28 protein-coding genes and 1 riboswitch are annotated in these 26,895 nt (G+C 59.4%); of the genes, 14 read left to right on the top strand and 14 right to left on the bottom strand.

What is annotated here, in order from left to right; all coding sequences use genetic code 11:
- Positions 1-53 precede the first annotated feature (53 nt).
- Entirely contained in the window at positions 54-920 is an 867-nt protein-coding gene (locus BOSE62_RS06380) for a MipA/OmpV family protein (RefSeq protein WP_236553878.1), read from the top strand.
- 39 nt (positions 921-959) lie between these two features.
- On the opposite strand, the gene BOSE62_RS06375 is transcribed toward BOSE62_RS06380, so the two are convergent.
- Both BOSE62_RS06375 and BOSE62_RS06370 read right to left on the bottom strand, forming a co-directional pair.
- Positions 960-2,756 carry a flotillin family protein gene (locus tag BOSE62_RS06375; protein WP_159643402.1) on the bottom strand — a complete coding sequence of 599 codons (1,797 nt, stop codon included), beginning with the start codon at positions 2,754-2,756 and terminating at the stop codon, positions 960-962.
- Positions 2,757-2,846: 90 nt separating this feature from the next.
- Positions 2,847-3,473, bottom strand: a complete 627-nt coding sequence (locus BOSE62_RS06370; protein WP_159643400.1) for a YqiJ family protein — start codon at positions 3,471-3,473, stop codon at positions 2,847-2,849.
- A 142-nt stretch (positions 3,474-3,615) separates the two neighbouring features.
- A riboswitch (TPP riboswitch) is annotated at positions 3,616-3,734 on the top strand.
- Between the two features lie 46 nt (positions 3,735-3,780).
- On the opposite strand from BOSE62_RS06370, the gene BOSE62_RS06365 reads away from it, so the two are divergent.
- The 4 genes from BOSE62_RS06365 to BOSE62_RS06350 all read left to right on the top strand — a co-directional run bounded on the left by BOSE62_RS06365 (position 3,781) and on the right by BOSE62_RS06350 (position 7,313).
- Positions 3,781-4,185, top strand: a complete 405-nt coding sequence (locus BOSE62_RS06365) for a hypothetical protein (RefSeq protein ID WP_159643398.1) — start codon at positions 3,781-3,783, stop codon at positions 4,183-4,185.
- Positions 4,186-4,207: 22 nt separating this feature from the next.
- A complete protein-coding gene (thiC, locus tag BOSE62_RS06360) occupies positions 4,208-6,118 on the top strand; it encodes a phosphomethylpyrimidine synthase ThiC (RefSeq protein ID WP_159643396.1) in 1,911 nt (636 codons plus the stop codon).
- Positions 6,115-6,585 carry a hypothetical protein gene (locus tag BOSE62_RS06355; RefSeq protein WP_159643394.1) on the top strand — a complete coding sequence of 157 codons (471 nt, stop codon included), beginning with the start codon at positions 6,115-6,117 and terminating at the stop codon, positions 6,583-6,585. The genes thiC and BOSE62_RS06355 overlap by 4 nt, the downstream gene beginning before the upstream one ends.
- Positions 6,586-6,860: 275 nt before the next feature.
- Positions 6,861-7,313, top strand: coding sequence for a Rid family hydrolase (locus BOSE62_RS06350; protein WP_159643392.1), 453 nt, complete (start codon positions 6,861-6,863; stop codon positions 7,311-7,313).
- A 373-nt stretch (positions 7,314-7,686) separates the two neighbouring features.
- On the opposite strand, the gene BOSE62_RS06345 is transcribed toward BOSE62_RS06350, so the two are convergent.
- Positions 7,687-7,857: a CsbD family protein gene (locus tag BOSE62_RS06345; RefSeq protein ID WP_159643391.1), complete on the bottom strand. Its 171-nt coding sequence runs from the start codon at positions 7,855-7,857 to the stop codon at positions 7,687-7,689.
- A gap of 250 nt (positions 7,858-8,107) precedes the next feature.
- Here BOSE62_RS06345 and BOSE62_RS06340 point away from each other — a divergent pair, with 250 nt between their 5' ends.
- The gene (locus BOSE62_RS06340; protein WP_159643389.1) at positions 8,108-8,974 is read left to right on the top strand and encodes a transcriptional regulator; all 867 of its coding nucleotides are present in this window, start codon (positions 8,108-8,110) and stop codon (positions 8,972-8,974) included.
- Positions 8,975-9,050: 76 nt separating this feature from the next.
- Here the strand turns inward: BOSE62_RS06340 and BOSE62_RS06335 are convergent, their stop codons facing one another.
- A complete protein-coding gene (locus BOSE62_RS06335; RefSeq protein ID WP_159643387.1) occupies positions 9,051-9,494 on the bottom strand; it encodes a GFA family protein in 444 nt (147 codons plus the stop codon).
- A 365-nt stretch (positions 9,495-9,859) separates the two neighbouring features.
- On the opposite strand from BOSE62_RS06335, the gene BOSE62_RS06330 reads away from it, so the two are divergent.
- Positions 9,860-10,342: an anthrone oxygenase family protein gene (locus tag BOSE62_RS06330; RefSeq protein ID WP_159643385.1), complete on the top strand. Its 483-nt coding sequence runs from the start codon at positions 9,860-9,862 to the stop codon at positions 10,340-10,342.
- Positions 10,339-10,845 carry a GNAT family N-acetyltransferase gene (locus tag BOSE62_RS06325; protein WP_159643383.1) on the top strand — a complete coding sequence of 169 codons (507 nt, stop codon included), beginning with the start codon at positions 10,339-10,341 and terminating at the stop codon, positions 10,843-10,845. Before BOSE62_RS06330 ends, BOSE62_RS06325 begins: the two co-directional genes overlap by 4 nt.
- A 28-nt stretch (positions 10,846-10,873) precedes the next feature.
- On the opposite strand, the gene BOSE62_RS06320 is transcribed toward BOSE62_RS06325, so the two are convergent.
- The 4 genes from BOSE62_RS06320 to BOSE62_RS06305 form a co-directional block, all read right to left on the bottom strand.
- Complete coding sequence (locus tag BOSE62_RS06320; protein ID WP_159643381.1) at positions 10,874-11,302, bottom strand: cupin domain-containing protein; 429 nt, start codon at positions 11,300-11,302, stop codon at positions 10,874-10,876.
- Entirely contained in the window at positions 11,299-11,736 is a 438-nt protein-coding gene (locus BOSE62_RS06315; RefSeq protein WP_159643379.1) for a globin, read from the bottom strand. The genes BOSE62_RS06320 and BOSE62_RS06315 overlap by 4 nt, the downstream gene beginning before the upstream one ends.
- 1 nt (position 11,737) lies before the next feature.
- Positions 11,738-13,195, bottom strand: coding sequence for a S41 family peptidase (locus BOSE62_RS06310; RefSeq protein WP_159643377.1), 1,458 nt, complete (start codon positions 13,193-13,195; stop codon positions 11,738-11,740).
- A 199-nt stretch (positions 13,196-13,394) separates the two neighbouring features.
- Entirely contained in the window at positions 13,395-14,987 is a 1,593-nt protein-coding gene (locus BOSE62_RS06305) for an isocitrate lyase (RefSeq protein ID WP_159643375.1), read from the bottom strand.
- A gap of 433 nt (positions 14,988-15,420) precedes the next feature.
- Here BOSE62_RS06305 and BOSE62_RS06300 point away from each other — a divergent pair, with 433 nt between their 5' ends.
- The 4 genes from BOSE62_RS06300 (at position 15,421) to BOSE62_RS06285 (ending at position 20,658) form a co-directional block, all read left to right on the top strand.
- Positions 15,421-15,726: a hypothetical protein gene (locus BOSE62_RS06300; RefSeq protein WP_159643373.1), complete on the top strand. Its 306-nt coding sequence runs from the start codon at positions 15,421-15,423 to the stop codon at positions 15,724-15,726.
- 205 nt (positions 15,727-15,931) lie between these two features.
- Positions 15,932-18,085, top strand: a complete 2,154-nt coding sequence (locus tag BOSE62_RS06295) for a TonB-dependent receptor family protein (RefSeq protein ID WP_159643371.1) — start codon at positions 15,932-15,934, stop codon at positions 18,083-18,085.
- Between the two features lie 13 nt (positions 18,086-18,098).
- The gene (locus BOSE62_RS06290) at positions 18,099-19,688 is read left to right on the top strand and encodes a PepSY domain-containing protein (protein WP_159643369.1); all 1,590 of its coding nucleotides are present in this window, start codon (positions 18,099-18,101) and stop codon (positions 19,686-19,688) included.
- A gap of 190 nt (positions 19,689-19,878) precedes the next feature.
- Positions 19,879-20,658, top strand: a complete 780-nt coding sequence (locus BOSE62_RS06285) for a hypothetical protein (RefSeq protein ID WP_159643367.1) — start codon at positions 19,879-19,881, stop codon at positions 20,656-20,658.
- Between the two features lie 103 nt (positions 20,659-20,761).
- Here the strand turns inward: BOSE62_RS06285 and BOSE62_RS06280 are convergent, their stop codons facing one another.
- From BOSE62_RS06280 to BOSE62_RS06260, 5 genes are all read right to left on the bottom strand, one after another.
- A complete protein-coding gene (locus BOSE62_RS06280) occupies positions 20,762-22,555 on the bottom strand; it encodes an SLC13 family permease (protein WP_159643365.1) in 1,794 nt (597 codons plus the stop codon).
- A gap of 246 nt (positions 22,556-22,801) precedes the next feature.
- On the bottom strand, positions 22,802-22,957 hold the full coding sequence (locus BOSE62_RS06275; RefSeq protein ID WP_236553876.1) for a hypothetical protein: 156 nt from the start codon (positions 22,955-22,957) through the stop codon (positions 22,802-22,804).
- 66 nt (positions 22,958-23,023) lie between these two features.
- On the bottom strand, positions 23,024-23,461 hold the full coding sequence (locus BOSE62_RS06270) for a DoxX family protein (RefSeq protein ID WP_236553875.1): 438 nt from the start codon (positions 23,459-23,461) through the stop codon (positions 23,024-23,026).
- The gene (locus tag BOSE62_RS06265) at positions 23,461-23,886 is read right to left on the bottom strand and encodes an ion channel (protein ID WP_159643361.1); all 426 of its coding nucleotides are present in this window, start codon (positions 23,884-23,886) and stop codon (positions 23,461-23,463) included. The genes BOSE62_RS06270 and BOSE62_RS06265 overlap by 1 nt, the downstream gene beginning before the upstream one ends.
- Before the next feature lie 4 nt (positions 23,887-23,890).
- The gene (locus tag BOSE62_RS06260; protein WP_236553873.1) at positions 23,891-24,346 is read right to left on the bottom strand and encodes a hypothetical protein; all 456 of its coding nucleotides are present in this window, start codon (positions 24,344-24,346) and stop codon (positions 23,891-23,893) included.
- 424 nt (positions 24,347-24,770) lie between these two features.
- Here BOSE62_RS06260 and BOSE62_RS06255 point away from each other — a divergent pair, with 424 nt between their 5' ends.
- Entirely contained in the window at positions 24,771-24,977 is a 207-nt protein-coding gene (locus tag BOSE62_RS06255; protein WP_089132154.1) for a cold-shock protein, read from the top strand.
- A 77-nt stretch (positions 24,978-25,054) separates the two neighbouring features.
- Here the strand turns inward: BOSE62_RS06255 and BOSE62_RS06250 are convergent, their stop codons facing one another.
- A complete protein-coding gene (locus BOSE62_RS06250; RefSeq protein WP_159643359.1) occupies positions 25,055-26,203 on the bottom strand; it encodes a cupin domain-containing protein in 1,149 nt (382 codons plus the stop codon).
- Positions 26,204-26,333: 130 nt separating this feature from the next.
- On the opposite strand from BOSE62_RS06250, the gene BOSE62_RS06245 reads away from it, so the two are divergent.
- A complete protein-coding gene (locus BOSE62_RS06245; protein ID WP_159643357.1) occupies positions 26,334-26,879 on the top strand; it encodes a pseudouridine synthase in 546 nt (181 codons plus the stop codon).
- Positions 26,880-26,895: the final 16 nt, after the last annotated feature.

Raw genomic sequence — 26,895 nt, 5'->3', positions numbered from 1 at the left:
ACCGTTCGGCGGTCCGCGCGTTAAACCAGCGCGCAACCAACAGGGAAACAGTCTTGAAACAATCGAAAATCTTCCGCCATGCCGTCGCACTCTCCCTTGGGCTCGGCTTGTCTTCTCCGCTTTTCGCACAGGAGGAGCCGGCACCGATGCCGGCCGGGGAAACGGTTTTTGACGGTGACTATCTGACCGCCGGAATCGGCGTGGCGGTGGGGTCTAGCTATGAAGGATCCGACGACTATACCGTATCGCCTCTGCCGGTGGTGCTGGGCAGTTTCGGAGGCGTGGATTTTCAGCCGCGGGGACCGGGCGTAGCCCTAGACTTCATCCCCGATCGCGATGGCGCAAAAGTCGATTTCATTTTCGGTCCGGTGGTCCGGGCGCGGTTTGACCGGCACAATTCCATCGAGGACGAGGTGGTCAAATCGCTCGGCAAGCTCGACTTCGCGGTCGAGGTCGGACCGTTTGCCGGCGTTCAGGTCAATCGCTTGCTCAATCCCTATGACTCGCTGACGGCGCAGGTTGATGTGCGCTGGGATGTCGCGGGCGCGCATGACGGCATGGTCGTCTTCCCCAGTCTGACCTATTTCACGCCGCTCAGCCGCGGCATCGCCACCAGCTTTTCGATCAACGCGGAATATGTCGACGATGATTATGCCGACTATTATTTCAGCATATCCCCGACCGGCTCGGCGGCCAGTGGCCTGCCGACCTTCTCCGCAGACAGCGGCTGGAAAAATGTCGGCGCGACGATGCTGACCGCGGTTGATCTGGACGGCGACGTCACCAACGGCGGTTTCAGCATGATTTTTCTCGGCGGCTATTCCCGCATGCTCGGCGACCCGAAACGGTCTCCGGTGACCTCGATCCGCGGCAGCGCCAACCAGTTTTTCGGCGCCATCGGCGTGGGATATACTTTCTAGCAGACCCGTGAATGGGGCGGCCGTTGACGGGCCGCCTGTTCAGTCCGCCTCCGGTTTTTCTCCAGGATCGCTTTCCGGAGCCGCTGCCTTGGCTGCGGCCGGGCCGTCATCCTTTTTGTCCGAGCGGAGCGCCGCTTTGGCCGGTTTCTCCTCCAGCGCGGTTTTGGCTGGAGCCTCAGCAGCGGATTCCTGCGTGACCTTGGTCGCCCCCGATACCAGATTTTCCAGCGAGGATCCGTCCAGGCCCAGTTCCTTCATCAGGCCATCAATGACCGGCGCTTGGGCGCGATAGGAGAGGGCGGCAGAAACCGCATCGGTTGCCAGATTGCCGCTGCTTCCATTGCCGGCTCCGCCCTTGCTGGCGACACCATTGCCGCCGCTGCCAGTCTGGTTGATCCCGTCGAGCTGGACGATTTTGATCGAATCGATCGCCTCCATTGGCTTGGCCGATTCCCGGATGACTTCTGGCAAAACCTTGAGCAAGGCCATTTTGGTCTGCAGCGAGATCTGGTCGGAGGACAATATGTTCGCCGCTTCGTTGATCGCGCGTTGACCGGCAGCTTCGACCTCGAAACGCACCCGCGCCGCTTCGGCGCGAAGCTTCTCTGCTTCTGCTTCGCCTTCGGCATCGAGGCGCATGGCGGCGGCCCGGTTCCCGGCGGCTTCCTTTTCCGCTTCGGCCTGGACCTTTACGCCAATGGCCTGACGCTCGGCCTGTTTCGACGCCTCGATCAGTTCGATGCGCTTGTCGCGGTCGGCGATTTCGGTTTCCCGTGCGCTGGTGACCTGTTCCTCGGCGGCGACGGCCTTGGCGCGGGCCGCGTCGGCTTCCGCCTTGGCCTGGCTTTCCTCGCGCGACTTGTTCTGGATCGCGATCTGCTGCTCCTGACGGGCGATTTCGATCGCCTGGGTCTGGGCGATCCGCGCCTCTTCGACAGCCCGGTCGGCCTCAATCTGGCTGCTGTCGACCTGCTGTTTCGCCTTGATCTGCGCGTCCTTGGCGTCGCGATCGCGACCAGCCTGTTCCTTGGCCACCTCCGATGCCTGGATGGCCCGGCGAACCTCGACCTCGCGCTCCTGCTCGAGCCGGGCAAATTCATTGTCCCGGCTGATTTCGAAAGAGCGCTGGTCGGCCTGGAGATTCTTCGTCTCGATCTGCACGCGGGTATCCTGCTCGATATCGTTGCGCGCTTTCTTACGCAGTTCGATCTGCTCGGTCAGCTTGGTCAGACCCTCGGCGTCAAAGGCGTTATTGGCGTTGAAATGTTCGATGCTGGTCTGGTCCAGCCCGGTGAGCGATACCGATTCCAGTTCCAGGCCGTTCATCGCCAGATCGCTAGACGAGGCCTGTTGCACCTTTTGAACGAAATCGGCGCGCTGTTCGTGCAATTCGTTCATCGTCATGCCCGCAGCAACCGAACGAAGCGCGTCGACGAACTTGCCCTCGACCAGGTCCTTCAGCATCTCCGGCTGCATCGTCCGCAGGCCGAGAGTCTGGGCCGCCATTGCCAGCGACTGGGCATCCTGACGGACGCGTACGTAAAACTCCGCCTTCACATCGATCCGCAGGCGATCCAGCGTGATCAGCGCGTCGACATTGTTGCGCTCGACCGCCAGCCGCACGGTGTTCATGTTCACCGGCATGGTTTCATGGAAGACCGGGAACACCATGGCGCCGCCGTTCATTACCACTTTCTCGCCGCCGAAACCGGTCCGGACGAAAGCGATTTCCTTCGACGCGCGCTTGTACAGGCGGGTGAGGATCAGCGCAAAGATGAGCAAACCGACCAAGGGAGTGCCAGCATAAATTGCGATCTGGCTTACATTTTCAAGCATATATTCTCTCTTTCTTTCGACGATGCTCGTTGATCCGGCATGGCGTCTTCTTCATCTGCTGTCCGGCCCGGCTGGATGCCGTCCGGTCTGTCAATTTTCGTTCAGCCAATGGGTACCCACGGCTACGGCTTTGAAAATATCGCCCTCGCGCCGCACCAGCAGTATTTCTTCCCCGGCGAGGAATATTCCATCCTCATTGTCCGGTTCCACCATCAGCACATGGCCGTGACCGTGGCGGTCCCTGACCTTGGCGCGGGCCGGATAGCCGGGCTTTGCGGTGCCGATGTCGATGATGGCGCGGCGTCCGGTAAGATCATCGATTGATACCGCGGACGTCTCGTCCCCGGGAATGATCCTGGCCAGAGGTCTAGACAGCAGGCCGGTCAGTGGCAGCGCCACAAGCAGCGCGCCGAGCCCGGCCAGAAGCGGCGGCAACAGGCCGCCGGTGAGGGACTGGATGAACTGTTGCCCGGCATATCCGGTCAGACCGAAAAGCATCAGGAACAGCACCAGCAGGATCATGAACGGCAATCGTCCCCATCCAAGGAACGAGAGCAGTCCGCCCGCGACCCCGGTGCCATCGACATCGGCATCCATGTCGAAGTCGCTGTCGAACCCGCCAAAGCCGATCAGTTGCAAGATACCAAGCGCGACCATCAGAACCAGGGCTGCTGCGAAAACGATGTTTTCGTCTGCCAGCCAAAAGTCGATCACCATCCTGCTCCCTGAAAAAATTATAGTATTGATCGGTTATTGGATAGAATATTCAGGATTCGGTCAATGTAATTCGATCATCATTTTCCTGTCTTGCCAAAGTGACAGTGGCTCTCGACAGACGCGATTATACTGCCTAAACTGGGTCCATTCCCCGGGGAGTCGTTTGACTGAGAGGGGCGCGTAACGTCGCCCGACCCGCAGAACCTGATCCGGCCCCGCTCGTGCGGGCTTACCGGCGTAGGGAGGGAGCGGTTATTTGGGCATCCCGGATACGCTCTTTCTCCCTCAGGACAGAAGGAGAGACGCGATGGGCAGTGCAGGCAATATTACCGGTTGGATCACCCTGTTTTTTGGTCTTTACGGTCTCGCCGCCGGCGTCGGCGAATTTCGCAACCCCGGCTTCTGGGGACGAATGGTGCGCGAAGTGCAGGCGAGCAGCGCGCTGCAATTTCTGACCGGCTTCATCACCCTGATTCTCGGCGCGACCATCTATCTGGTCAATCCTTTTGATCCAAGTGACTGGCTATCGATCCTGATCACCGTGATCGGCGGCTGGATATTGGTCGAAGGCATGCTGATCATGGCGGTCGGCGACTGGTTCATGGGCTTTGCCGCTCGCCTGATGGGCAAGGGCGGACGCGCCTGGGCGATGCTCGCCATCATATTCGGCCTCGCGGCCGCCTTCGCCGGCTTCGTCCGGCTCCAAGTTTAACCCGAAAAAGAAAGCAATATCTATGGCTGATCTTCCAGCAAAGACCGAAATTGGCGTAACCACCGGCCCGATCAGTGGCTCGAAAAAAGTCCATGTTGCGGCCCATAGCGGCAGCGGCATCCGCGTTGCGATGCGCGAAATCCATCTGGAAGGCGGCGAGGCGCCGGTGCGGGTCTATGACACGTCCGGCCCCTATACTGATCCCGAGGCGCTGATCGATATCCAGACCGGCCTCGACGAATTGCGGTCCCCGTGGATCCGCGCGCGCGGCGATGTCGAGGAAGTGACCCAGCGCGAGGTCAAGCCGGAAGACAATGGCCAGCTCGGCCCCGATCGCTCGGGCGGCGTCGCGCCATTCCCCAATGTCCGCCGCAAGGTGCTGCGCGCCAAACCGGGCGCGAACGTTTCCCAGATGCATTATGCGCGTCAGGGCATCATCACTCCCGAAATGGAATATGTCGCCGAGCGCGAAAATCTCGGGCGCGAGCGATTGAAGGAATATAAGCGCGATGGCGAGAGCTTTGGCGCGGCGATCCCTGACTATGTCACGCCGGAATTCGTTCGCGACGAGATCGCACGGGGCAGGGCGATCATTCCCAATAATATCAACCACCCGGAAAGCGAACCGATGGCGATCGGGCGCAACTTCCTCGTCAAGATCAACGCCAATATCGGCAACAGCGCGGTTGCTTCGGACGTCGCATCGGAAGTCGACAAAATGGTCTGGTCGATCCGCTGGGGCGCCGACACGGTCATGGATCTCTCCACCGGCCGCAACATTCACGACACCCGCGAATGGATCATCCGCAACAGCCCCGTGCCGATCGGCACCGTGCCCATCTATCAGGCGCTGGAAAAAGTCGGCGGCGTCGCCGAGGACCTGACTTGGGAAATCTTCCGCGATACGCTGATCGAGCAGGCCGAACAGGGCGTCGACTATTTCACGATCCACGCCGGCGTCCGTCTGCCTTATGTGCCGATGGCGGCGAAGCGCGTCACCGGCATTGTTTCGCGCGGCGGTTCGATCATGGCGAAATGGTGCCTCGCCCATCACAAGGAAAGCTTCCTCTACGAACATTTCGACGACATCACCGAGATCATGAAGGCCTATGACATTGCCTATAGTCTCGGCGACGGTCTGCGCCCCGGCTCAATTGCCGACGCCAATGACGAAGCGCAATTTTCCGAGCTTTATACGCTCGGCGAACTGACCCACCGCGCCTGGAAGTCGGACGTGCAGGTGATGATCGAAGGCCCCGGTCATGTGCCGATGCACAAAATCAAGGAGAATATGGAAAAGCAGCTCGAAGTCTGCGGCGAGGCGCCTTTTTACACGCTCGGCCCCCTCACGACCGACATCGCGCCCGGCTATGACCATATCACCAGCGGCATCGGCGCCGCCCAGATCGGCTGGTATGGCACGGCGATGCTTTGCTATGTCACGCCCAAGGAACATCTGGGCCTGCCCGACCGCGATGACGTGAAAGTCGGCGTTGTCACCTACAAGCTCGCCGCCCACGCCGCCGATCTCGCCAAGGGCCATCCGGCCGCGCAGGTCCGCGATGACGCGCTGTCCAAAGCCCGCTTCGAGTTCCGCTGGCGCGACCAGTTCAACCTCAGCCTCGACCCCGAAACCGCGATGCAATATCACGACCAGACGCTGCCCGCAGAAGGCGCGAAAACCGCGCATTTCTGCTCGATGTGCGGCCCGAAATTCTGCAGCATGAAAATCTCGCAAGAGGTCCGCGACTTCGCCTCCAAGCAGAACCAGAGCGCCGAAGGCTTTATCGCCTCGGAAAAACTGGGAGCGGACACCGCAGCAGCGAGCAAGGCCGCAGCGGAAGAAGGCATGCGCGAGATGGCCAAGGTCTACAAGGACAAGGGCGATCGCTTGTATTTGCCCGAGGATGAGGTGAGCGAGCCGGCGGAGTGATCAGCCGGACATGCGGGCTGGTTTTGTGCTCCGTGGCACTGGCCGGCTGCGCCGCACAAATGGCCGACGTAAACTGGAGCCTTGCCGGCCGCGACTTTAGCGCCGGAGAAGCGGTCGCCCCGATGGTCTTCAACCGGAAGGACGCTTCCCGTTGTGCGGGCCTGTGGATGCTGCACGGCGATGCGGTGGATGATGGCGCATTTTCATTGGAAGCCCACCGCGCCTTTCCGGCAGAATTGCGGCTGCCCTACGCGATCGACGCCGTCCAGTTTTTTGGCGAGGACGGGGTGAACGAAGTGGCCTATCGCGAGGCCGCCGATCGGGCCGAATCACAATTGCGCAAGCTTCTGGCCGGAGACAGAAAGGCGTTCCGGCGCTATTTCGATGCCCTTGGCCGCTGTTCCACCAAACCGGAGGCGGTCGGTGATGAAGCCGGAGATGCAATAGATGCGCCGGCGGATGGCTAGCTTGGGCGCGCCATAAAACTGCCCGTCATCCTGACCTGTCCCCCGTCATCTTGACATATCCCCGTCGTCATCCTGAACTCGTTTCAGGATCCATTTCTCCTGTTGCGCAGGCCTGTGACAGGGGCACGATGCATGCTGACACGAGCTCAGCAGGACGGTTCGCACTCCCGCACCCCACCGCTTGACGACAGCCAGCCGAAGAGCGCAGTATAACCCCCCTGCAACGGCTGGCCTTTTTCGCTAGCGAGTCGGTACAATCAAAGGGGGGAAACAATATGCGCAAATTTCTGATGGTCCTGCCACTGCTGGCCATGGCCGCACCGCTACAGGCGAAGGACGTCAAAGACGTCTTCATGCCGGAAGATGCGGAGAGTCTCGCCTTCCAGTCAGCGGTTGGCTATGCCGACGCGGTGATCGCCGGCGACAAGGTCTATCTGTCCGGCGTGATCGTCACGCCAGAGCCCGGCGAAAGCGACCTCCAACCCGCCTTCACCCGCGCCTTCAACCGGATTGGCCGGACGCTGGAACGGGCCGGAGTCGGCTGGGATGATGTCGTCGACCTGACCAGCTATCACACCGACCTGCAAAGCTCGATCAACGAAATGGTCGAAGTGAAGAATCTTTATGTCAAAGCCCCGTTCCCCACCTGGACCGCAATCGGCATCAGCGCGCTCTACGAAGCGGACGGCGTGGTCGAGATCAAGGTCGTGGCGCAGCGGGGGGAGTGATCCACTAAAGCCCTTCCTTTTTAGAGGATGGGTTGGGGTGGAAGATGTCGAGTGACCGCTAACTGTGATGTGGAAATTTCTCGGTAACATGCGATAGTGCTATGATATCGATTAGCGCTTCCTTGAACTCCACGCCATTGATGTCGCTAGTGCTTGAGACTGAGCACCAGCTTCTCCACCAACGCCCTTAGCTCGCGTTCATCTTATGCCCCGCCAACCAGTCCATAGCATTCAATCTTTGTCTAGCGCCGCGTTTCCACCAGCTTACCACCACACAGAAAAGCCGCCCCGCGAGGGACGGCTTTTCCGGGTGGCACTGCTGCATGGGAGGGAGTGGGAGAGCGAGCAGCGCCGGTTCAGGGAGGGATCGGATCTAGACCTTGTCGCCCAGAGCGCCCTTGACAGAGCCCTTGACTTGCTGGGCCTTGCCCTTGGTTTCCTGAGCCGCGCCTTCGGCACGGGTTTCCGGGTCATTGCTTTTCTGTTTGGCCTTGCCAACGGCTTCGTTCACATTGCCTTTTACCTTGTCTACCAGTTCGCCCATCGTCATCATCCTTCTGTTGTGGCCGGTTGTCCGGCCGGTGGGGGAGGCAGGCGTTGCGGCCTGCACAGTCTATCTATGCACGAGGCGGCGGATCGTTCCCGCCGCAAATTCGGACTGGCGCTCGTAAAAAACGGCTGGGCGCTCCGGCGGCATATTCCGGGGAAAACGCGGCGCGGGACCGCCGAAGATTTGGATTATCTTAACCAGCAGCCACTATCGCCACAGGCCAGACGAGCAGCAGGATCATATATTGCACAGCCAGCCTTTCACGCCCGAGACTATCGCCGCGCTTGCCACCGCCTATCCGCTGGCTCCGCGCCATTTGCAGCACCGGATCGCCGACCATCCGCTGCTGCAGCTGGACGCGCTGGCGGCGCTGGCTCGCCGGCTGCGCCCGGAATCGATCGAGTTTAACGCCGCCACCGACCTGCCGCTGGGCATCCGCAATGACGAGACGCCCTATACCGGCCTCGACGTCCACCAGACGATCGCGCAGATCGAGAGCGCCGGCTCCTGGGTGCTGCTCAAGACCATCGACCAGGACCCCGCCTATGCGCAGCTGATGCGGGACGTGCTGGCGACGATCGAACCGGTGGTCGAACCGCGCACCGGAAAAATGATGCGGCTCGAGGGGTTTATCTTCATTTCCTCGCCGGGCGCGGTGACGCCGCTGCATTTCGACCCCGACTATAATATCCTGTTCCAGGCGCGCGGCAGCAAAACGATGACCTTCTTCCCCGCCGGCGATACCGAGATGATCCCGGATCCGTTTTTCGAGCAATATTTCAATGGCGGCCCGCGTAACCTGTCATGGCGCGAGGAATGGGCGGATCGCGGCCAGCCGATCCGGGTCACACCCGGCGAGGCCATTTATGTGCCGATCCTCGGGCCGCACTGGGTCAAGGTCGATGACGAAGTCTCGATCTCGCTGTCGCTGACCTGGCGCAGCGAATGGAGCTTCCACCACGCCGACGCCTGCCGCTTCAACAGCCGTCTGCGCAAGCTCGGCCTCAGCCCGTCCTCGCCGCGCGGCTATCCGGGCGGCAATCGTCTGAAAAGCTACGCGCAGCGCGCGCTGGTCCGGGCGGAACGGATGCTGGGGCGGGGCACGGAATGATGAGGGGCGCAGCGAAGCGGAGCAAACCGTTCGTCCTGCGCTTGTCGAAGGACAGTTTGCGCGCGCCGCGCCTTGTCTATTCCCCCTCCGCCTCGATCATCGCGAACAGCTCCGCCCCGGTCAGCGTCTCGCTGTCCCCGGCAAAGCTGTAATAAGACGGCTTCTCGTCAATAAACACCTGCCGCCGCAAGCTGATGTCGGCCTTGTCGGTCGCGTCGTCGAACAGACCGGCGCAGACCATATGTTCGCCCGAGCCCTTCAGGCGATAGAAGAGATGCGACCCGCAATCCCCGCAAAAGGCCCGCTCCGCCCATTCCGACGAGCTGTAGACGGTCATCCGCTCCGCCCCGCCGATCGCCACATCCGTCCCGCAATCAATCTCGACAAACGGCCCGCCACCCCAGCGCCGGCACATCCGGCAATGACAGGCATCGACATGGCTGGCCGCCTGTGTCGCGGTGATGGTGATGGCACCGCAGAGGCAATGGCCCTGGCGGTGGGTCGGTTGGGGGGTGGTCATGATGGGGCCTCCTGTTGTGGTGGGTGGAGAGGAAGATATCATAAAGCGGGCTGCTTTTGCACGGGGCTATTCAGAGGAGTGTCGCGCAGCAGGGAGGGGAATGCAATCGGCTTTGTGGGGGTGGGGGCGGAGCACTCGTCATCCTGAACTTGTTTACCTGCGGTGGCCTTCGGCTCAGGACCTCCACCGATTGCGCGCTTGCCTTGCGGGGTCCTGAAATAAGTTCAGGATGACGACGCGCACAACCGAAAAAACCCGCGTCTGTGTGAAGTTCGCGGAGCGGCGTGGCGGGAAAAACGTGACTCGGGCTTTATTTCGCCGCAAGACGGACCGGTCCCCCGCGCAACAGACGAGGAGAATATCCGATGGAAGACGTGATCACCGCAACGCTCTGGTTCGCCGCGCTGTCGGTCGGGATCATGGCGGGGGTCTATTTTGCCTTTTCCGCCTTTGTCATGCAGTCGCTCGACGCGACGGGGCGGGCGACCGGCATGGTGGCGATGCAGGCGATCAACCGGATCATAGTGCGGTCGCTGTTCCTGCCGCTGTTTTTCGCCAGCAGTCTCGCCTGCCTGTTGCTCGTGGTCTTCGGGGTGATGCAGTGGGGCACGCCGGGCGCCGGGCCGATGGTGGTGGGCGGGGCGCTCTATGTCATCGGCATGCTGGTGGTGACCGCGGCGGCCAATGTCCCGCTCAACAATGCGCTCGAGACGACCGACGCAGCGGGGCCGGACGCCGAGGCGGTGTGGCGCCGCTATATGCAGCGCTGGCTGCCGTGGAACCATGTCCGGACGGTGAGCTGCACCGTCTCGCTGGCCCTGCTGATCGGCGCGATTGCCGCGCGATGAGCCTGGTCATTCGACCGGAAAAGCCCGCCGATCGGGAAGCGATCCACGATATTACCCGGCGCGCCTTTGCGCCGATGGACTATGCCGGTGGCAATGAGCAGGATCTGATCGACCGGTTTCGCGACGCTGGCGCGCTGGCAATTTCGCTGGTGGCGGAGCGGGACGGGGTCGTCGTGGGGCAGGTGACCTTTACCGAGGCTTTTGCCGCCGACGGGTCGCCCGGCTGGTATAGTTTGGGGCCGGTCGCGGTGGAGCCGGACTTGCAGGGGCAGCATATCGGCAGCCGGCTGATCGAGGCGGGCATCGCCAAGCTGCGCGAGTGCGATGCCGCGGGCTGCGTGCTGACCGGCGATCCCGCCTATTACAGCCGTTTCGGCTTTCGGATATTTTCCGATCTGTGCCCCGAAGGCGAACCCGCCGCTTATTACCAGATATTGCCCCTGCGGGTGGCGGTTCCCGAGGCGGTGGTCGCCTTCCATCCGCTATTCTACGGGCCATCCTGAGAGGGCGGGGCGCCATGCTCCGCGATGCTCAGCCGCCGGGCGACCAGTCTTCCGGAGCCAGTTCGAAGCCGGAAAATTCAAAGCCCGGCGAGACGATGCAGCTAACCAGCGCCCAGCCCTGATCGGCCTGCGCGGCCTGCCAATAGCCGGTCGGGATGCGATGCTGGGGCCTGTGTCCGGCGATGATATCGGGACCAAGGCGGATCGTCGACACTGGCCCGCTATCCTGTTCCGCTATGCCCAGCGCAAGCGGGCTGCCCGCGTGCCAAAGCCAGACTTCGGTGGCATCGACCCGGTGCCAGTGCGATCCCTGGCCCTCTTCAAGCAGGAAATAGATCGCGGTTGCACTCGCCCGCTCGCCATCCGCCGCCGGCGCGCGCCAGGTCTCGCGATACCAGCCGCCCTCGGGATGCGGTTGCAGGCCGAGCTGTTCGATGATGGTCCGCGCCTCGCTCATGGCCGCACCGGCACTTCGGCGTTGCGCGCGACGGTCGCAACCCTGGCGACCAGTCCGTCGGCCTGCCGTTGCCACGCGGCGCTCGCGCCGGCGGGCCAGTCGGCACCGGCGCGCCTGGCCATTGTCTCGATCACCAGCGCAAACCAGGCGGCATAGTCGTGCGGGGTGAAGTCGGCATAATTGTGATGCAGGTCGATGAAATTGGTGACCGCATGGTCGACCCACCATTCGTCCGCCGCCAGCCCGAGCATCGCCTCGAGAGTCTCCCGGGTCATCCGCTCGCGCGCCGCTTCGGGGTTGAGGAAGACCGGAGCGTAATGCGGATGATCGGCGATGAACCGGTCGAACAGTTCGGCGGCGATGCCGTCATAACGGTCGCCCAGCGCCTCGAGACTGTCCTCCATCACGGCATGGTCGGTCTGGTGCGCGGTCATCTCAGAAGGAACCCGGAACCTCGCGCTGGGCCGGGGTTGGTCGCGCCGGCATCAGCAACTGGCGGGGCAGGGACAGGGCTTCGCGCTGTCCGGCAATCGTACCGGATCCCGCGCTGCTGATCGGCGTGCAGGCGGCGCCGGACAGGAAGCCGAGAGCGCGGGCGGTAGAGGCTTCGCCTGGATCGCCCAGCGGCAGGCTGACATCATCGGCCGCCTGGCAACTGTTGGTCAGCGAACCGGCGAGACCGTCGAAATAATTGGCATTGCCGTCGGCATTCTCGGTGGCAAAGGCAACGATCCGCAACCGGTCGTCGCAGGCACTCCGGTCCAGCCCGATCTGGCCGACCGGCTTGCCATAGGTATTGCTGCCGACCAGCGCCATGTCGGCGTCGAGATAGGGGATCATCGCGTTGATCACCAGCTCGCTGGCCGAGGCCGAGCCGCCGGTGGTGATGAAGGCGATGCGGGTCGGGGCGATCGACTGGGCCTGGGGCTGGAAATTGCGGGTCTCGTTGTTCGCCGCCTTGCTGGCGCGGAAACGGGTCACGCCCTGGACCTGGTTGGTGAAGCGGTCGCGGCCGAGCAGATCGGCGAACAGCTCGGCGGTGCGGACCAGTCCGCCGCCATTGTAGCGCAGGTCGATGACCAGCTCGGTCACACCGGCGTTGCGGAACTGCTGGAACGCATCGCGCAATTGCGGCTCGGCGCTGTCGATGAATGTGCGCAGGTTGACATAGCCGGTCTGCGTGCCGCCATTGTCGATGATCTGCACGCCATAGCGCGGAGAGATGGGCTGGATCGCATAATCGGCTTTGCTCACCGTGGTGGTGGTCTCGACACCTGCTGCGTTGCGGAAGCGCAGCACGCGGCTGGTCCCCGCTGTCGAGGGACCGAGCGCCTCGCTGATCGCGCTGGCGCCACCCTGGGCGAAGAGCGCGGTGACGGTCTGGAGATTGCTGCTGCTGGTTCCGATCGCGAGCAGTTCCGCGCCGCGGTCGATACCGGCTGCAAGCGCGGGCGCGCCTTCATAGGCGTCGAGAATATAGACCCGCGAGGCATTGCTGTCATAGCTCAGCCGGATGCCAAAGCCTGCGGTCGCGCCGGAGTTCAGGAAGGCGTTCTCCTCGGCGATCGAGGTAATATAGGTGAAATAGCGATCCCGCCCCTGACCGCGCGCGGTGGCGGTGAGCGCATCGATATAGTCCTGCACCGATGCATAAGGCGCGGGGCTGAGGCTGGCGGGCAGGGTCTCGGGGAAGAGATACCATTCGTCGAGCAGGTCGAAGGCCCAGTTCTGGCGGCTTTGCAACGAGCAGGTCGTTCCGGTCGGCGTCGGGGTTGCGCCGCCCCCACCGCCGGATGGCAGGCTGACATTGTTGCTGCTGCCTCCGCTACCGCCGCCGCATGAAGCGAGCAACGCTGCCAAGGCCAGAATCGAACCGGATTTCCGTAATGTCATGCTGCCCCCATTTGCCAGACCGAACCCAGGCTAAGCGGACCAGGCTTAACCGGAGATGATCGATCCTGATGGCGTTCGGGGCATTTGTCCACACAGAAAAAATCCGCCGGCATTGCTGCCGACGGATAGTTTTTCCTCCCCAGGAAAACTGGTTTGGTCGGATGCCCCGAAAGGGGATGGGGCACCCGACCCGTCTGAATTATCCGAACTGGTTCATTGTGTTTTGCGCACCGCCAGCTTTCAGAGCGGCTTCACCGGCGAAATATTCCTTGTGGTCATCGCCAATATCGCTGCCGGACATGTTCTGGTGCTTCACACAAGCGATGCCTTCGCGGATTTCCTTGCGCTGGACGCCGAGAACGTAGCCCAGCATGCCGGCGTCGCCGAAATATTCCTTGGCCAGATTGTCGGTCGACAGGGCTGCGGTGTGATAGGTCGGCAGGGTGATCAGGTGATGGAAGATACCCGCGCGTTTCGACCCATCGGCCTGGAAGGTGCGGATGCGCTTGTCAGCCGCTTCGCCCAGTTCGGTGTCATCATATTTCGCATCCATCAGATCGTCGCGATTATATTCGGACACGTCGAGACCTTCTGCGGCCATCGCGTCATAAACCTGCTGACGGAAGTTCAGCGTCCAGTTGAACGAAGGCGAGTTGTTGTAGACCAGCTTCGCGTTCGGAACGACTTCGCGGACCCGGTCCATCATGCCGGCAATCTGCTCGACATGAGGCTTTTCGGTTTCGATCCACAGCAAATCGGCGCCATTTTGCAGTGAGGTGATGCTGTCGAGAACGCAACGGTCCTCGCCGGTGCCGGGACGGAACTGGAACAGGTTGGAAGGGAGGCGCTTCGGACGGAGCATCTTGCCATCGCGGTTGATGATGACGTCGCCGTTCTTCGCGGTGGCCGGGTCAATTTCCTCGCAATCGAGGAAGCTGTTATACTGGTCGCCGAGATCGCCCGGTTCGTTGGACACCGCGATCTGCTTGGTCAGACCGGCGCCGAGCGAGTCGGTGCGGGTGACGATGATGCCGTCGGTGACGCCCAGTTCGAGGAAAGCATAGCGGCAGGCGCGGATCTTCGCGAGAAAATCCTCGTGCGGCACGGTAACCTTGCCATCCTGATGGCCGCACTGCTTTTCGTCGGAAACCTGGTTTTCGATCTGCAGGGCGCAGGCACCCGCTTCGATCATCTTCTTGGCGAGCAGGTAGGTTGCCTCGGCATTACCGAAACCGGCGTCGATATCGGCGATGATCGGAACGACATGGGTCTGGAAATTCTCGACCTTGTCCATGGCCGCTTTCTCGGCCGCTGCATCGCCGGCTTCGCGCGCCGCATCAATATCGCGGAACAACAGGTTCAGCTCACGGGAGTCGGCCTGACGCAAGAAGGTGTAAAGCTCTTCGATCAGCGCAGGGACCGAAGTCTTTTCGTGCATCGACTGGTCGGGCAGGGGGCCGAATTCGCTGCGCAGTGCGGCAACCATCCAGCCGGACAGATAGAGATAGCGGCGTTTGGTATCGCCGAAATGCTTCTTGATCGAAATCATCTTCTGCTGCGCGATAAATCCGTGCCAGCAACCCAGCGACTGGGTATATTTGGAGCTGTCGGCGTCATAAGCGGCCATATCCTCGCGCATGATAGCGGCGGTATATTTGGCGATGTCGAGGCCGGTCTTGAACCGGTTCTGCAACTGCATGCGGGCAACGGACTCGGCGTCGATGCCGCTCCATGTACCATTCTGGCTGTTGATCAGGCTGTCGGCGTTGTTCTTGAGATCTTGATAGGACATGTTGCTCTTCCTTCACTGGGGAGGGGTTGAAATAAGATGGGCTGTCAAAAGATTTTCAGCTTCTGGAAGAGTGTTTGGCGGAGTTTCGGGGTTATAGCGAGTGCTATTTGTCAATTTTCGTGTGTGATTGTCGGGGCAGACGGCATATTTGGTGTTAACATGTAAATAAAATTACAGTGGCTCTGCTCTTTTATCGAGGCTGGCTGGCTGACCGTTAAGCGCCCCAATCTCAGTCAATCGGTTGACGGCGCCCGGCGACCGGCAGCGGACGGTGGTAAGCTGGCCTCAAATGACTGCTGACAATGTTTCTGTTCAACTTTAGAGAGCGGTGTAGATGACTTGTTTGCGAGCCTTGATTCGGGATCACCGCCATGTTGCACTAGCGCTGCTTTTGCTGGCGTTCTGCATTAAGGCCGTTGTTCCGTCTGGTTTCATGATCTCCGATTCCAATGACCGGTTGCTGACGATAACGTTCTGCTCCGATGGCAGTGGCGACGGTAAGACCTTGCAATTGGTCATCCCCGGCAAGGAAAGCGAACATTCCAACAGCGCGAACAAAGGGGAGCATTGCGCTTTCTCCGGACTGGCCAAGGTCGCAACGGGCGGTGCTGATGAAATCCTCCTGATGATGGCTTTTGCATTCATTCTGGTCCTCGGCCTCGCGCCGTTGCAGCGCCAGTCGAATCTGCAATTCTTCTATCTTCGTCCGCCGCTGCGCGGCCCACCGGCAGTAGCCTGACAATCTGATCTGATTTGTCGCCTCGACCGATCGCCCTGGCGGTAGGGTCCGCCGAGCGGCTAGCGATCGACCAAACCGCTGCTGTCTGTCTGATGACCGCGACGGCGAACTTTAGTCCAGCATCGAATGCTACGAAAGCCCGGAAGTCTCGCTCGGTAAGTTCGCGCGACAGATGGGCTGATTTCCAGAACACAGGAATATTATCATGTCACCCCAGCCCAGTTTTGCATCCAAGCGCCGTCGGCTGCTCAGAACAAGCTTATTCGCGTTATATGCTAGTGCAGCAGCGAACCCGGCGTTCGCGCAAGGCATTGGCCAGCGCCAAGAAGAGATCATCGTTACCGGCAGCCGCGATGGCACTCTTACCTCGCCATCAATTGAAGACGCGCGTGCCGAACTTCAACGCGTTCCCGGCGCGATCGGTTTGGTCGAGGATGAAGGTTTTGTCGATATCTTCGCCCAGAGCATCGGCGATACGCTTGAGCTTACACCTGGTGTCTTCGCCGACACTAGCGCCCAGCGGGAAAGCCGAATCTCGATTCGTGGATCTGGTCTTAACTCGAGCTTTGAGCGGCGCGGATTGATGGTTTTGCGCGATGGCGTGCCAATCAGTCGTGCGGCTGGCAATACCGAATTTCAAGAGATCGACCCGCTCACCGTACATTATATAGAAGTCTTCAAAGGAGCTAACGGCCTGCGATACGGATCGATGCAACTCGGCGGAGCAGTCAATGTCTCAAGCCCGACCGGACGGACTGCACGTGCGCCGGTTTCCTTGCGAGCCGAGAGTGGCAGCTTCGGAACTTTTAGAGCCAACGCTTCGATCGCCGGCAAGGGTGCGGAGACCGATTACTGGATCGGTGTGACCGGTCTTGCCAGTAACGGCTATCGCGAACATAGCAATGTGAAAAGCATCTATGGCCATGGCAATTTGGGTTGGCAAATCGCCGACAACATCGAGACACGCTTTTATGTCACTGCCCTGTCTGACAATTTCGAGTTGGCAGGATCGCTCACGCTCGAAGACGCGCTCGCCGATCCGCGCGCGGCCGGGCGCCCCGTGACGATCGGGCCATTTTTTCCGGGAGGTCCAGTAACGGTTCTCGATTCTGGTCCTGTGGCTGATGACTGGGATCGCAACCTGAATGTTGTTCGCATCTCCAACCTTACGGTGATCGATCTAGGCGGAGCGGAACTAGAACTCGGCGCATGGTATTCGCGCCGCTCGCTAGACCACGCAATCACCCGTTTTGCGGGAGTTATCGTACAAGGCGAGGACGAGATAGGTGGATCAATACGACTGAAGGGTGATCTGCCGTTTTTGGCCCCGCAAAGCCGCTGGCAGATCGGTGCAACCTATGCATTTGGCAGCAATGACGCTCAGGTCTTCGAAAATCTTTCGGGCGAACGCGGTGTCCTGACTTCTCGCTCCGACCAGGATTCATCATTGTTGATGACTTACGCGCAACTCGATCTTGGTCTTACTGACGCGGTAACGGTAATCGCAGGCGGACAATATGCGCGCGCCATGCGAGATGTCGAAGCGATCCTCAACACGGTGACCGGACGCGGGGAGTTCGACCAGTTCAACCCCCGTATAGGCTTGCTGCTCGATCTGTCCGAGAATATTCAGGTGTTTGGCAACATCAACCGCAGTTTCGAGCCGCCGAGCCTCTCGGACTTGACGGCAGGCGGCGCGTTCCCGTTCGCGCCACTCGAAGAGCAGCGTGCAACCGTTTTCGAGATAGGCACACGCGGTCAATCTGGTATCTTTTCCTGGGATGTTGCGGCCTATCGCGCCGAGCTTGAGAATGAATTCCTCGATTTTACGGTTCCGGCCGCCAGCGGCTTTGTCACTGTGACTGGGAATGGGGACCGGACCATTCATCAAGGGCTTGAATTCGGCATCGATGTGAGGCCGGCGCGCAAATATCTCGAGACGCGCGGCCAATCGCTCCGACTTTCCGTAGCATACACGTTCAGCGATTTCGTTTTCGATGACGATCCGATCTATGGCGACAATCAACTAGCCGGAGTCCCCCAGCACACGTTAATTGCCGAAGCGCGGTTCGATCAGATCGACAAGTGGTATCTCTCGACCACCCTGCGTTTCATTCCCGATGGACCCTGGGCAGACTATGCCAACACCCAGCGAGCTCCCGGCTACGAGACCGTCCAATTGACCGCTGGTTTTACAGTTTTCAAGGATTTCGAGATGTTCGGCTCGGTCGAGAATCTTTTCGACAGGGTCTTTATCTCGAACCTGACCACGGTTGCTGACCAGTCAATCTCGAACTCGGCAATCTATACACCGGGTCAGGGGCGCGCTTTTTTTGGCGGCATCCGGGTACGGTTTTGAAGGAGCGGAAAAAATGTCATTCAAAAACAAGAGCGCGCGCTGGTCCAATTCGAAACATCGCTGGCTGGCGCTGATCGGCGGATTTAGCCTGCTTGCATGGGGTCTTTCGGGCCTCACACATATCGCGATGGTTCTGTTTGGGCCTCAACAGGGACAGTTCATGCCACCTGCGGCGGCTATCGAACTGACCCAAGCACGGCCGATTACCGAAACGTTGGCGGCAAACGGAATCACTGAAGCTGTCGCGGTTAAAACTGTTCCGGCAGCGGATGGCACTGCGCTGTGGCAGGTCACCGAAGAACCGCTGGCGCCACGACGCTACTTCCAGCCATCCGACGGGATTGAGTTAGCCGATGGCGATCGCCAGCAGGCAGAGTTCCTCGCGCGTCACTACCTTGCGACCGACCGAGCGATCATCTCGGCAACGCTCCAGACTAAATTCGATGCAGACTATCCCTGGGTCAATCGCCTGCTGCCGGTCTGGAAGATCGAGTTTGAAGGCGACGATCAGCTAACCACCTATGTCCATACCGAGACATCAAGTCTTGCGGCGGTCAACAATAGTACCAAGAAGGCACTACAGACCGCCTTCCGTGCCTTGCACACCTGGGAATGGGTGCCGGAGGGTATGGACTGGCTGCGCGTCTTCGTGATCGCGCTGATGGTGGGGAGTCTGTTTGCGCTCGCGCTGACAGGAATTGTGATGCTGCTAACCGTACGTCGAAAGAAACATATTCCCGGTAGCAAAGGTTGGCACCGTGCCATGAGTTACATACTCGCGCTTCCGCTCATCATGTTTTCGGCGAGCGGTATCTATCATCTGGTGCAATCGGCGCTGGTGCCGCCTGGCAGTCAGCTGCTCATGGGTCAACCGGTCAATGTTGCGAGAGGCGCATGGCCAGTCGAGCGGGATTGGGCTGCCTTGAGTGCAGATCGCGACATTGCTTCGGTTTCGCTCGTGGAAGGCGCAGACCGGCAAGCTCTGTATCGTATCGGCCTGGCATCTACCAGAAGCACAATGGGCGGCGGCGACCATGATCATGGAGAGCACGGTCACAGTTTAAATGTCAGCTTTGCTTCTACCGAACCGGGGCACCCTACACCCACGACCGATGCCGAAATTCGCGAAGCACGGTTCACCGGTATCAAGCCCGATGCTTCTGCGATCTATATAGACGCAGCAACCGGCGAAGTTACTCCAGAGGGTGACCCTGATATCGCGCTATCGATTGCCCGCCGTTTTTCCGGGGCACGCGATGGCGCCGTCACCAGCATGGAACTGGTCACTCGGTTCAGTGATGAATATGATTTCCGGAACAAGCGCTTGCCGGTCTGGCGCATTGACTATGCCGAACCCGTCAACGCGACATTGTTTGTCGACACCGCATCCGGCGTGCTCGTTGATCGCGTGGCTGACTGGGAGAAACCCGAACGGCTCGTCTTCAGCATGGTCCACAAGTGGAACTTCCTGTTCCCGATAGGGCGGTTGGGACTGAATGCGGTAATCGGCGGTTTTGTGATCGCGTTGATCGTCTTCATGGCTATTTTGGGACTGCGAATGGATTGGAAGAACCGCAAGCGTCAGAAAAGGTCAAGGAGGTAGTCACTGATCGCACCGCTTGATTCAATGGCGGATTTTTGTCTTACAGGCTCAAAGCCGGACATTTGGCTATCGGCCCAACTCCCGCCAGAAAGATCAAGACCGCAAATAGTAAGCCCCAAAGCTCGTCACGAATAATTCCCAAACGCACAAACTCTTTCCTACAACCAACCAAATAGGTTAAGCTCTGCCCATGACAGAGAAGCCCTCCCCCCAAACCACACCCACTACCACTACTCCCGACGCATCCCAGTTGGACGCCCCCCAATTGGACGCCCACGGCCACGACCCCGCCGCCTATGACTGGGTGCCGGTGCTCCGCAAGCGCCGCAAGGATGGCTGGACGCCCGAAAAACAGCGCGCCTTTATCGGGGCGCTGGCGGATTGTGGGGTGGTGGCGGAGGCGGCGCGCAGTGTCGGGATGTCGGACAGGGCCGCTTATACGCTGCGACGGGCACCGGGGGCTGAGGGTTTTGCGGCGGCCTGGGACGCGGCGCTGGCGGCGGCATCCCGGCGGTTGATCGATATTGCCTTTGACCGGGCGATCAACGGCGTCGATGATGTGATAGTCGATAAGGAGGGCCGACATCTTTACACCAAGCGCAAATATAACGACCGACTGTTAATGTTCCTGATCCGCGCCCACGCGCCGGACCGCTATCGCCACGGCAACCGCGATGGCCGCGCCGCCGGAGAGGGGGCGGCAACCGTCCCCGCGCAGCCGCCGGTGGCCGAGGCGCTGAAGCTCCTTGGTCCCGAACCGCCGGCCGCACCGGAAAAATTGCTCTCGTCCGAAGCGCTCGACGACGCGCTGGAGATTGCCGATATCATGGACGGCGAACTGCCCCATTGGCAGCGTCAGGACGGGACTGGCGAAGAAGATGCGGCGATCCGTGACCATCAGTTAACAAGGCTTACCGCAAGTAAGCTTCAAGTCTCTGATAGGAATGATGAAACTGGCGACAGGGATTGAATGCATCAATCGCGCGAAACAGTGTTCTTGGCCTGAACTTTGACGAACTTTGGACCTGCGCTCGACAAGCTTTTCCCGCCGGATTTTCCGGGTGCCTGTCTTGTTACAATGGCCAGATGAGCGGGATGATTGTGATCGAGGTGACCGCGATGACCAGTGTCAACGGCAGGCCGTAGCGGGCAAAATCGAGGAAACGATAACCGCCGGCGCTGTAGACGAGCGTATTGGTCTGATAGCCGATCGGAGTGAGAAAGCTGGCACTGGCGGCGAACATCACAGCGACAACGAAGGGGCGGGGATCGACGCCCAGGGAAATGGCGAGCTGGATAGCAATTGGGGTAACAACGACGGCGACCGCATTATTGGTGACCAGTTCGGTCAACAGCAAGCTGAGCAGGTAGATGGCCGCCAACGCGTAGACTGGCGGGAATCCGGAAAGCCAAGGCGTTGCTGCTTGGACCAGCATCTCGACCAGGCCGGCGTTTTCAAGGGCCGTGCCAATCGCCAGCATGGCGACAATCAGGCCGATGATTCGCCAGTCGACCGAAGCAAATGCTTCGTCCGGTTCGATACAGCGGGTGACCAGCACAGCGGCCATGCCAAGCACTGCCAGGCCGGCAATCGGCATGATGTCGAGCGCGGCGGCAAATACCGCTGCAAGAATGACGGCGATGGCGATCGGCGCCTTGTGACGACGATATCCGCGTGTTTTGGGTTCGCTGACATTCATCAGATTTTCGCCCTGGACCAACCGGCGAATATTTGTCTTCGCACCCTCCAGCAAGAGAGTGTCGCCGACCTGCAATTTGGTGCTGTCATATTGTTCGGGTAGCTTGCTGCCTCTGCGATGCATGGCGATGGGCTGGACTCCATAGCGTTGCGACAGGGCTGCCTCCTTCAGCGTCTGGCCGATCAGATGTGCGCCGGGGAGCAATAATATTTCTGCCATCATCGACCGGTGCGAGGACATCGGTACGAAACGGTACGGGTCATCGCTATTGATCAGTGGCAATTTACCGCGTTCACGAATGGTCATCACGTCTGTTTCATGGGTGTTCAGTACCAGAACATCGCCTTGCCGGAGCATATATTCCGAAAGCGCTGTCCGGACCGGCGCATCGTTGCGGATGACGTCGACCAGTCGCCGTTCGCCGCTGCGGAAGAGATCGATATCGCTCGCAATCTGGCCCAGATAGGGTGACGTTACCCCGATGAAGATCGACATTGTATAGCGTTTGCTTTCGTTCTCATCCAGCAGAGAGGACATCGTATCTCGATCCGGCAGAAACCGCCGGGTCAATGCGAGATAGGTGACGCCAACGATGGCGATGATGATTCCTGCTGGTGCGATCTCGAAGATCGAAAAACCGGTCATGCCGTTTTTCTGGGCGACACCATCGACCAGAATGTTGGTCGAGGTGCCGATCAGGGTGCAGGTACCGCCCAGAATGGCGGCGAAAGATATCGGCATCAATATTTTGGAGGGACGGTCACCGAGTTCTTTCGCCAGGGTTATTCCGATCGGAATCATCATCATGACCAGCGGTGTATTGTTGGTAAAACCTGACAAGATGGCAATTGCGACCAGGAGCAATCCGGTCGCAAGCACTGGGGACGCTTTGGCAAGACCAGTCACCCTGAGCGCAAAAGCCTCCAGCGTTCCGGTCCTGACCAGTGCTCCGGAAATGATGAACATCGCGGCGATGGTCAGCGGGGCAGGGTTGCTCATCGCCACCAATATGTCGTCGGTCGAGATCAGGCCGAGCACGAGCAGAAGGCCGGCTGCTCCGATGGCGGTGACCTCCGGCGGGCGGATTTCGGTCGCAAAGGCGATCAACAACAGAAACAGGATCAGGGCGACGAGGGCAGGAGAATGAGGCGCGAGAACAGCAAGCATCAACAGGTCCGATCAAAGGAGCGCGCGGGAAAATAAAAGACTTAATAAAAGCCTCTATGACAGGGTGCTAGCCAGAAAGAGCAGAACCGCACAAAATATTGTTTCGATAGCTGAAGTTCTGGTTCATTAGCGACCGCTTCAGCCAGCCGATGTTCCTTTGTTTTATCGACTGGTTTTCGCAGAGCTCGAAGGAGGGAACACTGGCGGCCCCGTTCCCGTTATTGCTGAATGTTTATACGGAGCGAGCTAGCTCAGTGCCGGAATGATCCACGCCATGGACATCACAATGACCGCAAGCAGCAGCGATGCGGCGAGCACGATTCTGACATTGTGTGGCGCCCGCGGTTTGTTGCCCGCCTCGCGCTCGGTCACTTCGATCTGATCGCCGTGCTTTTCCATCATCTGCTCCTTTGCCGTTGTCAAAATAGCGAAAAGCATCATATCATAAATACCTGCCAAGGGGCAGGTTTACGAATTTTGTCGTCGAAAAGGCCAGTCGGTGACTCCGCCTGCAATCAGAGCCCACCAGATAATGACAGGCTGAAAGGCCAGACGGGGTGCGTGATAGAGCCAGCTCGCTGTTTGGCCGCCGATGGGGATATTGTTGACAGCGTGGTTGATATTAGCAGGAAAGACGAAGAGCGCGTAAAGCGCGAGGCCAATGCCGGCAGCATAGCGAAGCCTGGGTATCGTGCCGGGCGGGATTAGCAGGCCGATTGCGCCGGCAATCTCGGCAACGCCGGTCAACAGAATGACCTGTTCTGCAAATGGCACCCAGTCCGGCGTTATTGCCAGAAATCCGCCCGGAGAGCGGATGTGGGCTATTCCTGCAACGAGATAGATAAGCGCAAGCAACCCTCGGAAAAACCGTCTGGCGAGACTTTCCTTGTGTTGGGCGCGTTGCACTAGCGACGTCCCATACGGGCGACAACAGTGACAAAAAATGCGGTTGACCAGCCCAGCAGGATAAAGCCGTTCAACCCTTCAATCGCGGCAATCATCTGCCATTTTGTGTCAAGGGCATCGCTATTGTAGCCGGTGGTGGAATAGGTGATTGTGGAAAAATATACCGCCTGTTCAAACGTCGCTATGGCATCGACAAGCCGGTAGACGATTGCATAGGCCCAGATTTCTATGCCGTGGAGTACGAACAGGCCGAATACCAGGGCAAGCGTCACGACAATTCCGTGCGGCGACATCGGGTGGATATGCTCCGCCGACTCTTCGCGCGCTTCAATCCGCAGAAAACGACCAAGGCCGAATATACCCATACCATGGATGAGAACGGTCAGGAGAACCATGAAACCACCGACGGCTAGTTCTGCCAACATCGGTTCATCCGCCCCAGGGCGGGGGAGGAACGGCGACGGGTCTGGACAGGTCGAACTCGACGCGGAAATATCGTCCGTCTGCAGATTGCGGCCGCCGCAATTCGTAGGCGAACCGGGCATCACCCTGGCCGGGTTCGCTGACCTCGACGGCCCAGATGTTGGTGACCGACTGTTCCAGACCATTGGCTTTGAAGGATGTGATTGATTCTGCGTCTACCGGGAATTCCTGACGGTCCGCAGATCCTTGACCGGTGGTGTCGCCACCATAGTTGGTGACGCTGTCGAGACTGCCATCCTCATGCCGGTGCCGGTGCTTGAGCCGGAGGCCGTCATCGGTGCGCGAGATGAACCATGTCCGCGACCGGTTCCACCTGTCAGGCCCTTCTGCAATGTGGAAGGGAATCTGGATCTCGTTCAGGTCGCAGGATGCCGCGTGCATGATCATTGGTTTGCCCGCCATATCGGCGTCTGCATCCTGATCCGACACCAAAGTTCCCGCATAGGCTTTGCCGCAGAGGAGGCTTAGTCGCTCGAAAAACTGGTCTTGCGGGGACGGTTCCGGCACCGGAGGAGGCGATGAATCGCACGCAACAAGCGGGATACAGAAGAAAAGCGCTGCCGAACGAGTCAATATAGATTTTTTCATCGGCGCTATTGCTACACAATTTCGGTGACCCGTGAAACCTTGGAAATTGATATGTTTGCTTATTGAGGAATTGGTTGCTATAGAGCGAATAGCTAATAAATCGCGTTACGACGAAATCTAGGTCTCGCTACCCCTAAGGTTGCATACTCTTTTTCCCATTTCTCGAAGTTGGCCAATCCCGTTCGGTTCTGCATTTTGCAAAATCGGACATAATTAAGTTATGAATAGGAATAAGACTATGCCTACAGGCACCGTAAAATTTTTCAACACCGACAAGGGCTATGGTTTCATTGCTCCTGAAGATGGTGGCGATGACAGCTTCGTACACATTACCGCAGTTCAGGCTGCCGGAATGCAGACGCTCGAAAAAGAACAGCGTTTGACCTATGATGTCGAAACCGGAAATAACGGCAAGAAAGCCGCTGTGAACTTGCAGCAAGCTTAAGCCCAATACCGAATTTTGAAAAAGGGCGGTAGTGCTTGGCACTGCCGCCCTTTTTTTATCCTGATTCCGATACCATATTATCCCCAGTCGAAGGACAGGCTGCCCCGATTATAGAGCTTGGCGAGCAATTTTATCGCAGCGTCGGATGTTCTCCACTCAGGATCAATGACAAATTTGTCTTGTGCGCACAGTATTTCCGCGAACGATGCTGCTTCATCCTCGCACGGGAAGCACTCCCCGTCGACAAACAGCAACAGGCTGCGATCGTCTTCCCGAACAAAGGAAAATCGGCTGGCGGGATTGCGGAATAGCATTTGATCGCTTTTTAGCAGGTGCCGCAGATGCTCTGCCTCAATCGGTTGCTCGGGAGACCAATTGGTTTCCGGATACCTCGGCGTGCTGCTATATTCGCCGAACCAGCGCGCGAATTCCGCGCGATCCGCCAGTTTCTCCATGATCATGGCATGCAGCCGGTCGAGGGCCATGGCGGGTATCTCGCCGGGATTGTCCTGTAATGTCATGTCGGGATCGCGATAGCGGTCATCATCACCCAGTCCTGGAAGCAGGTCGTCGCACCAATGGCCGATCAGTTCCTTGCGCGACGGTGAACGGAAGCCGATGCTATAGGTCATGCAGTCCGTCCCGACCGCAATGCCATTATGGGCGATGCCAGGCGGGATGTAGAGCATGTCGCCGGGGTTTAGAACCCATTCTTCCACGGCTTCGAAATTGGCCAGAAGCAGTAAATCCTCGTGCTGGCGCAAAGCGGTTTGATCGTCGCACATGCCGCCAATCTGCCACCGGCGCTGGCCGAGTCCCTGGACTAGGAACACATCATAATGGTCGAAATGCGGTCCGGCCCCGCCGCCATCGCTGGCATAGCTGACCATCACATCATCGATCCGCCAATTGGGGATGAAACGGAATGGTGCGATCAGGGCGGCAACGTCTGGGACATGGTGGTCAACCGCCTGAACGAGCAAGGTCCATGGCGTCCTGCCCAGTTCACCAAAGCGCGCCTCCGGCAGGGGGCCATGTTCGGCGTTCCAGTCGTCGCTCGACTGGGTGATCAGGCGCGATTCCACATGATCCTCGCACGCAAGACCGGCCAGTTCATCCGGAGTCAGCGGATTGTGCCAAGAGCGCCAGGGATTTCTGATCAGGAGCGGACGTTTCTGCCAGTAATCGCGCAGGAAAGCGGCGGTATCGAAATTGTTCAATTGCATTGGCATGCGCTACACAATTTCGAGCCGGACCGGTAGTGATACCGGTCATCCACATCAGGCAGGCACATTACTTTATCGGCGCTGCTGATGTTCCGTTGCCCATTCCGCTCGCCACTGCCAAAGGAAGATCATGGCAAAATTGATCCTTTTCAACAAACCCTTCGGTGTATTGCCGCAATTCACCGATCGCGGCAGCGCAACCAAACGTCCGACGCTGTCGAATTTCATCGATGTACCCGGCGTCTATCCGGCTGGCCGGCTGGATCGGGATAGCGAAGGGCTGATGATCCTCACCGACGATGGCAAACTGCAGGCGCGGATATCGGACCCCAAATACAAGTTGCCGAAAACTTATCTTGTCCAGGTTGAGGGAGAGGCTGCGGAAGAGAGCCTCGACAAAGTGCGGAACGGTGTCGAATTGAAGGACGGTCTGACCAGACCGGCCGTTGTGGAACGCATCTCCGATCCCGATCTTTGGCCGAGAGACCCGCCGATCCGTGTGCGCAAGAATGTGCCCGATTGCTGGCTCAAACTCACCATAAGCGAAGGCCGGAACCGGCAAGTGCGCCGGATGACGGCTGCTGTCGGCCATCCCACGCTGCGGCTGGTGCGGTGGAGAATCGGAGAATGGACGCTAGAGGGATTGCAGCCCGGCGAATGGCGGGCCGGCGAATAGGCCATTTGCGCCGGCC

The organism is Sphingorhabdus sp. 109, from assembly GCF_902506555.1.
GTDB lineage: Bacteria > Pseudomonadota > Alphaproteobacteria > Sphingomonadales > Sphingomonadaceae > Parasphingorhabdus.
Note: the sequence above shows the minus strand (reverse complement) of the source record. Positions and strands in the feature narration are given on the sequence as shown.

Coding starts and splice junctions, on each gene's coding strand:
- BOSE62_RS06375 (WP_159643402.1), bottom strand. CDS start 2,756: ATGCTTGAAAATGTAAGCCAGATCGCAATTTATGCTGGCACTCCCTTG.
- BOSE62_RS06335 (WP_159643387.1), bottom strand. CDS start 9,494: ATGACCACCCCCCAACCGACCCACCGCCAGGGCCATTGCCTCTGCGGT.
- BOSE62_RS06250 (WP_159643359.1), bottom strand. CDS start 26,203: ATGCAATTGAACAATTTCGATACCGCCGCTTTCCTGCGCGATTACTGG.
- BOSE62_RS06305 (WP_159643375.1), bottom strand. CDS start 14,987: ATGTCCTATCAAGATCTCAAGAACAACGCCGACAGCCTGATCAACAGC.
- BOSE62_RS06330 (WP_159643385.1), top strand. CDS start 9,860: ATGGAAGACGTGATCACCGCAACGCTCTGGTTCGCCGCGCTGTCGGTC.
- BOSE62_RS06255 (WP_089132154.1), top strand. CDS start 24,771: ATGCCTACAGGCACCGTAAAATTTTTCAACACCGACAAGGGCTATGGT.
- thiC (WP_159643396.1), top strand. CDS start 4,208: ATGGCTGATCTTCCAGCAAAGACCGAAATTGGCGTAACCACCGGCCCG.
- BOSE62_RS06350 (WP_159643392.1), top strand. CDS start 6,861: ATGCGCAAATTTCTGATGGTCCTGCCACTGCTGGCCATGGCCGCACCG.
- BOSE62_RS06245 (WP_159643357.1), top strand. CDS start 26,334: ATGGCAAAATTGATCCTTTTCAACAAACCCTTCGGTGTATTGCCGCAA.
- BOSE62_RS06365 (WP_159643398.1), top strand. CDS start 3,781: ATGGGCAGTGCAGGCAATATTACCGGTTGGATCACCCTGTTTTTTGGT.
- BOSE62_RS06310 (WP_159643377.1), bottom strand. CDS start 13,195: ATGACATTACGGAAATCCGGTTCGATTCTGGCCTTGGCAGCGTTGCTC.
- BOSE62_RS06325 (WP_159643383.1), top strand. CDS start 10,339: ATGAGCCTGGTCATTCGACCGGAAAAGCCCGCCGATCGGGAAGCGATC.
- BOSE62_RS06290 (WP_159643369.1), top strand. CDS start 18,099: ATGTCATTCAAAAACAAGAGCGCGCGCTGGTCCAATTCGAAACATCGC.
- BOSE62_RS06370 (WP_159643400.1), bottom strand. CDS start 3,473: ATGGTGATCGACTTTTGGCTGGCAGACGAAAACATCGTTTTCGCAGCA.
- BOSE62_RS06320 (WP_159643381.1), bottom strand. CDS start 11,302: ATGAGCGAGGCGCGGACCATCATCGAACAGCTCGGCCTGCAACCGCAT.
- BOSE62_RS06345 (WP_159643391.1), bottom strand. CDS start 7,857: ATGGGCGAACTGGTAGACAAGGTAAAAGGCAATGTGAACGAAGCCGTT.
- BOSE62_RS06315 (WP_159643379.1), bottom strand. CDS start 11,736: ATGACCGCGCACCAGACCGACCATGCCGTGATGGAGGACAGTCTCGAG.
- BOSE62_RS06275 (WP_236553876.1), bottom strand. CDS start 22,957: ATGATGGAAAAGCACGGCGATCAGATCGAAGTGACCGAGCGCGAGGCG.
- BOSE62_RS06285 (WP_159643367.1), top strand. CDS start 19,879: ATGACAGAGAAGCCCTCCCCCCAAACCACACCCACTACCACTACTCCC.
- BOSE62_RS06265 (WP_159643361.1), bottom strand. CDS start 23,886: ATGTTGGCAGAACTAGCCGTCGGTGGTTTCATGGTTCTCCTGACCGTT.
- BOSE62_RS06300 (WP_159643373.1), top strand. CDS start 15,421: ATGATCTCCGATTCCAATGACCGGTTGCTGACGATAACGTTCTGCTCC.
- BOSE62_RS06295 (WP_159643371.1), top strand. CDS start 15,932: ATGTCACCCCAGCCCAGTTTTGCATCCAAGCGCCGTCGGCTGCTCAGA.
- BOSE62_RS06260 (WP_236553873.1), bottom strand. CDS start 24,346: ATGGCGGGCAAACCAATGATCATGCACGCGGCATCCTGCGACCTGAAC.
- BOSE62_RS06280 (WP_159643365.1), bottom strand. CDS start 22,555: ATGCTTGCTGTTCTCGCGCCTCATTCTCCTGCCCTCGTCGCCCTGATC.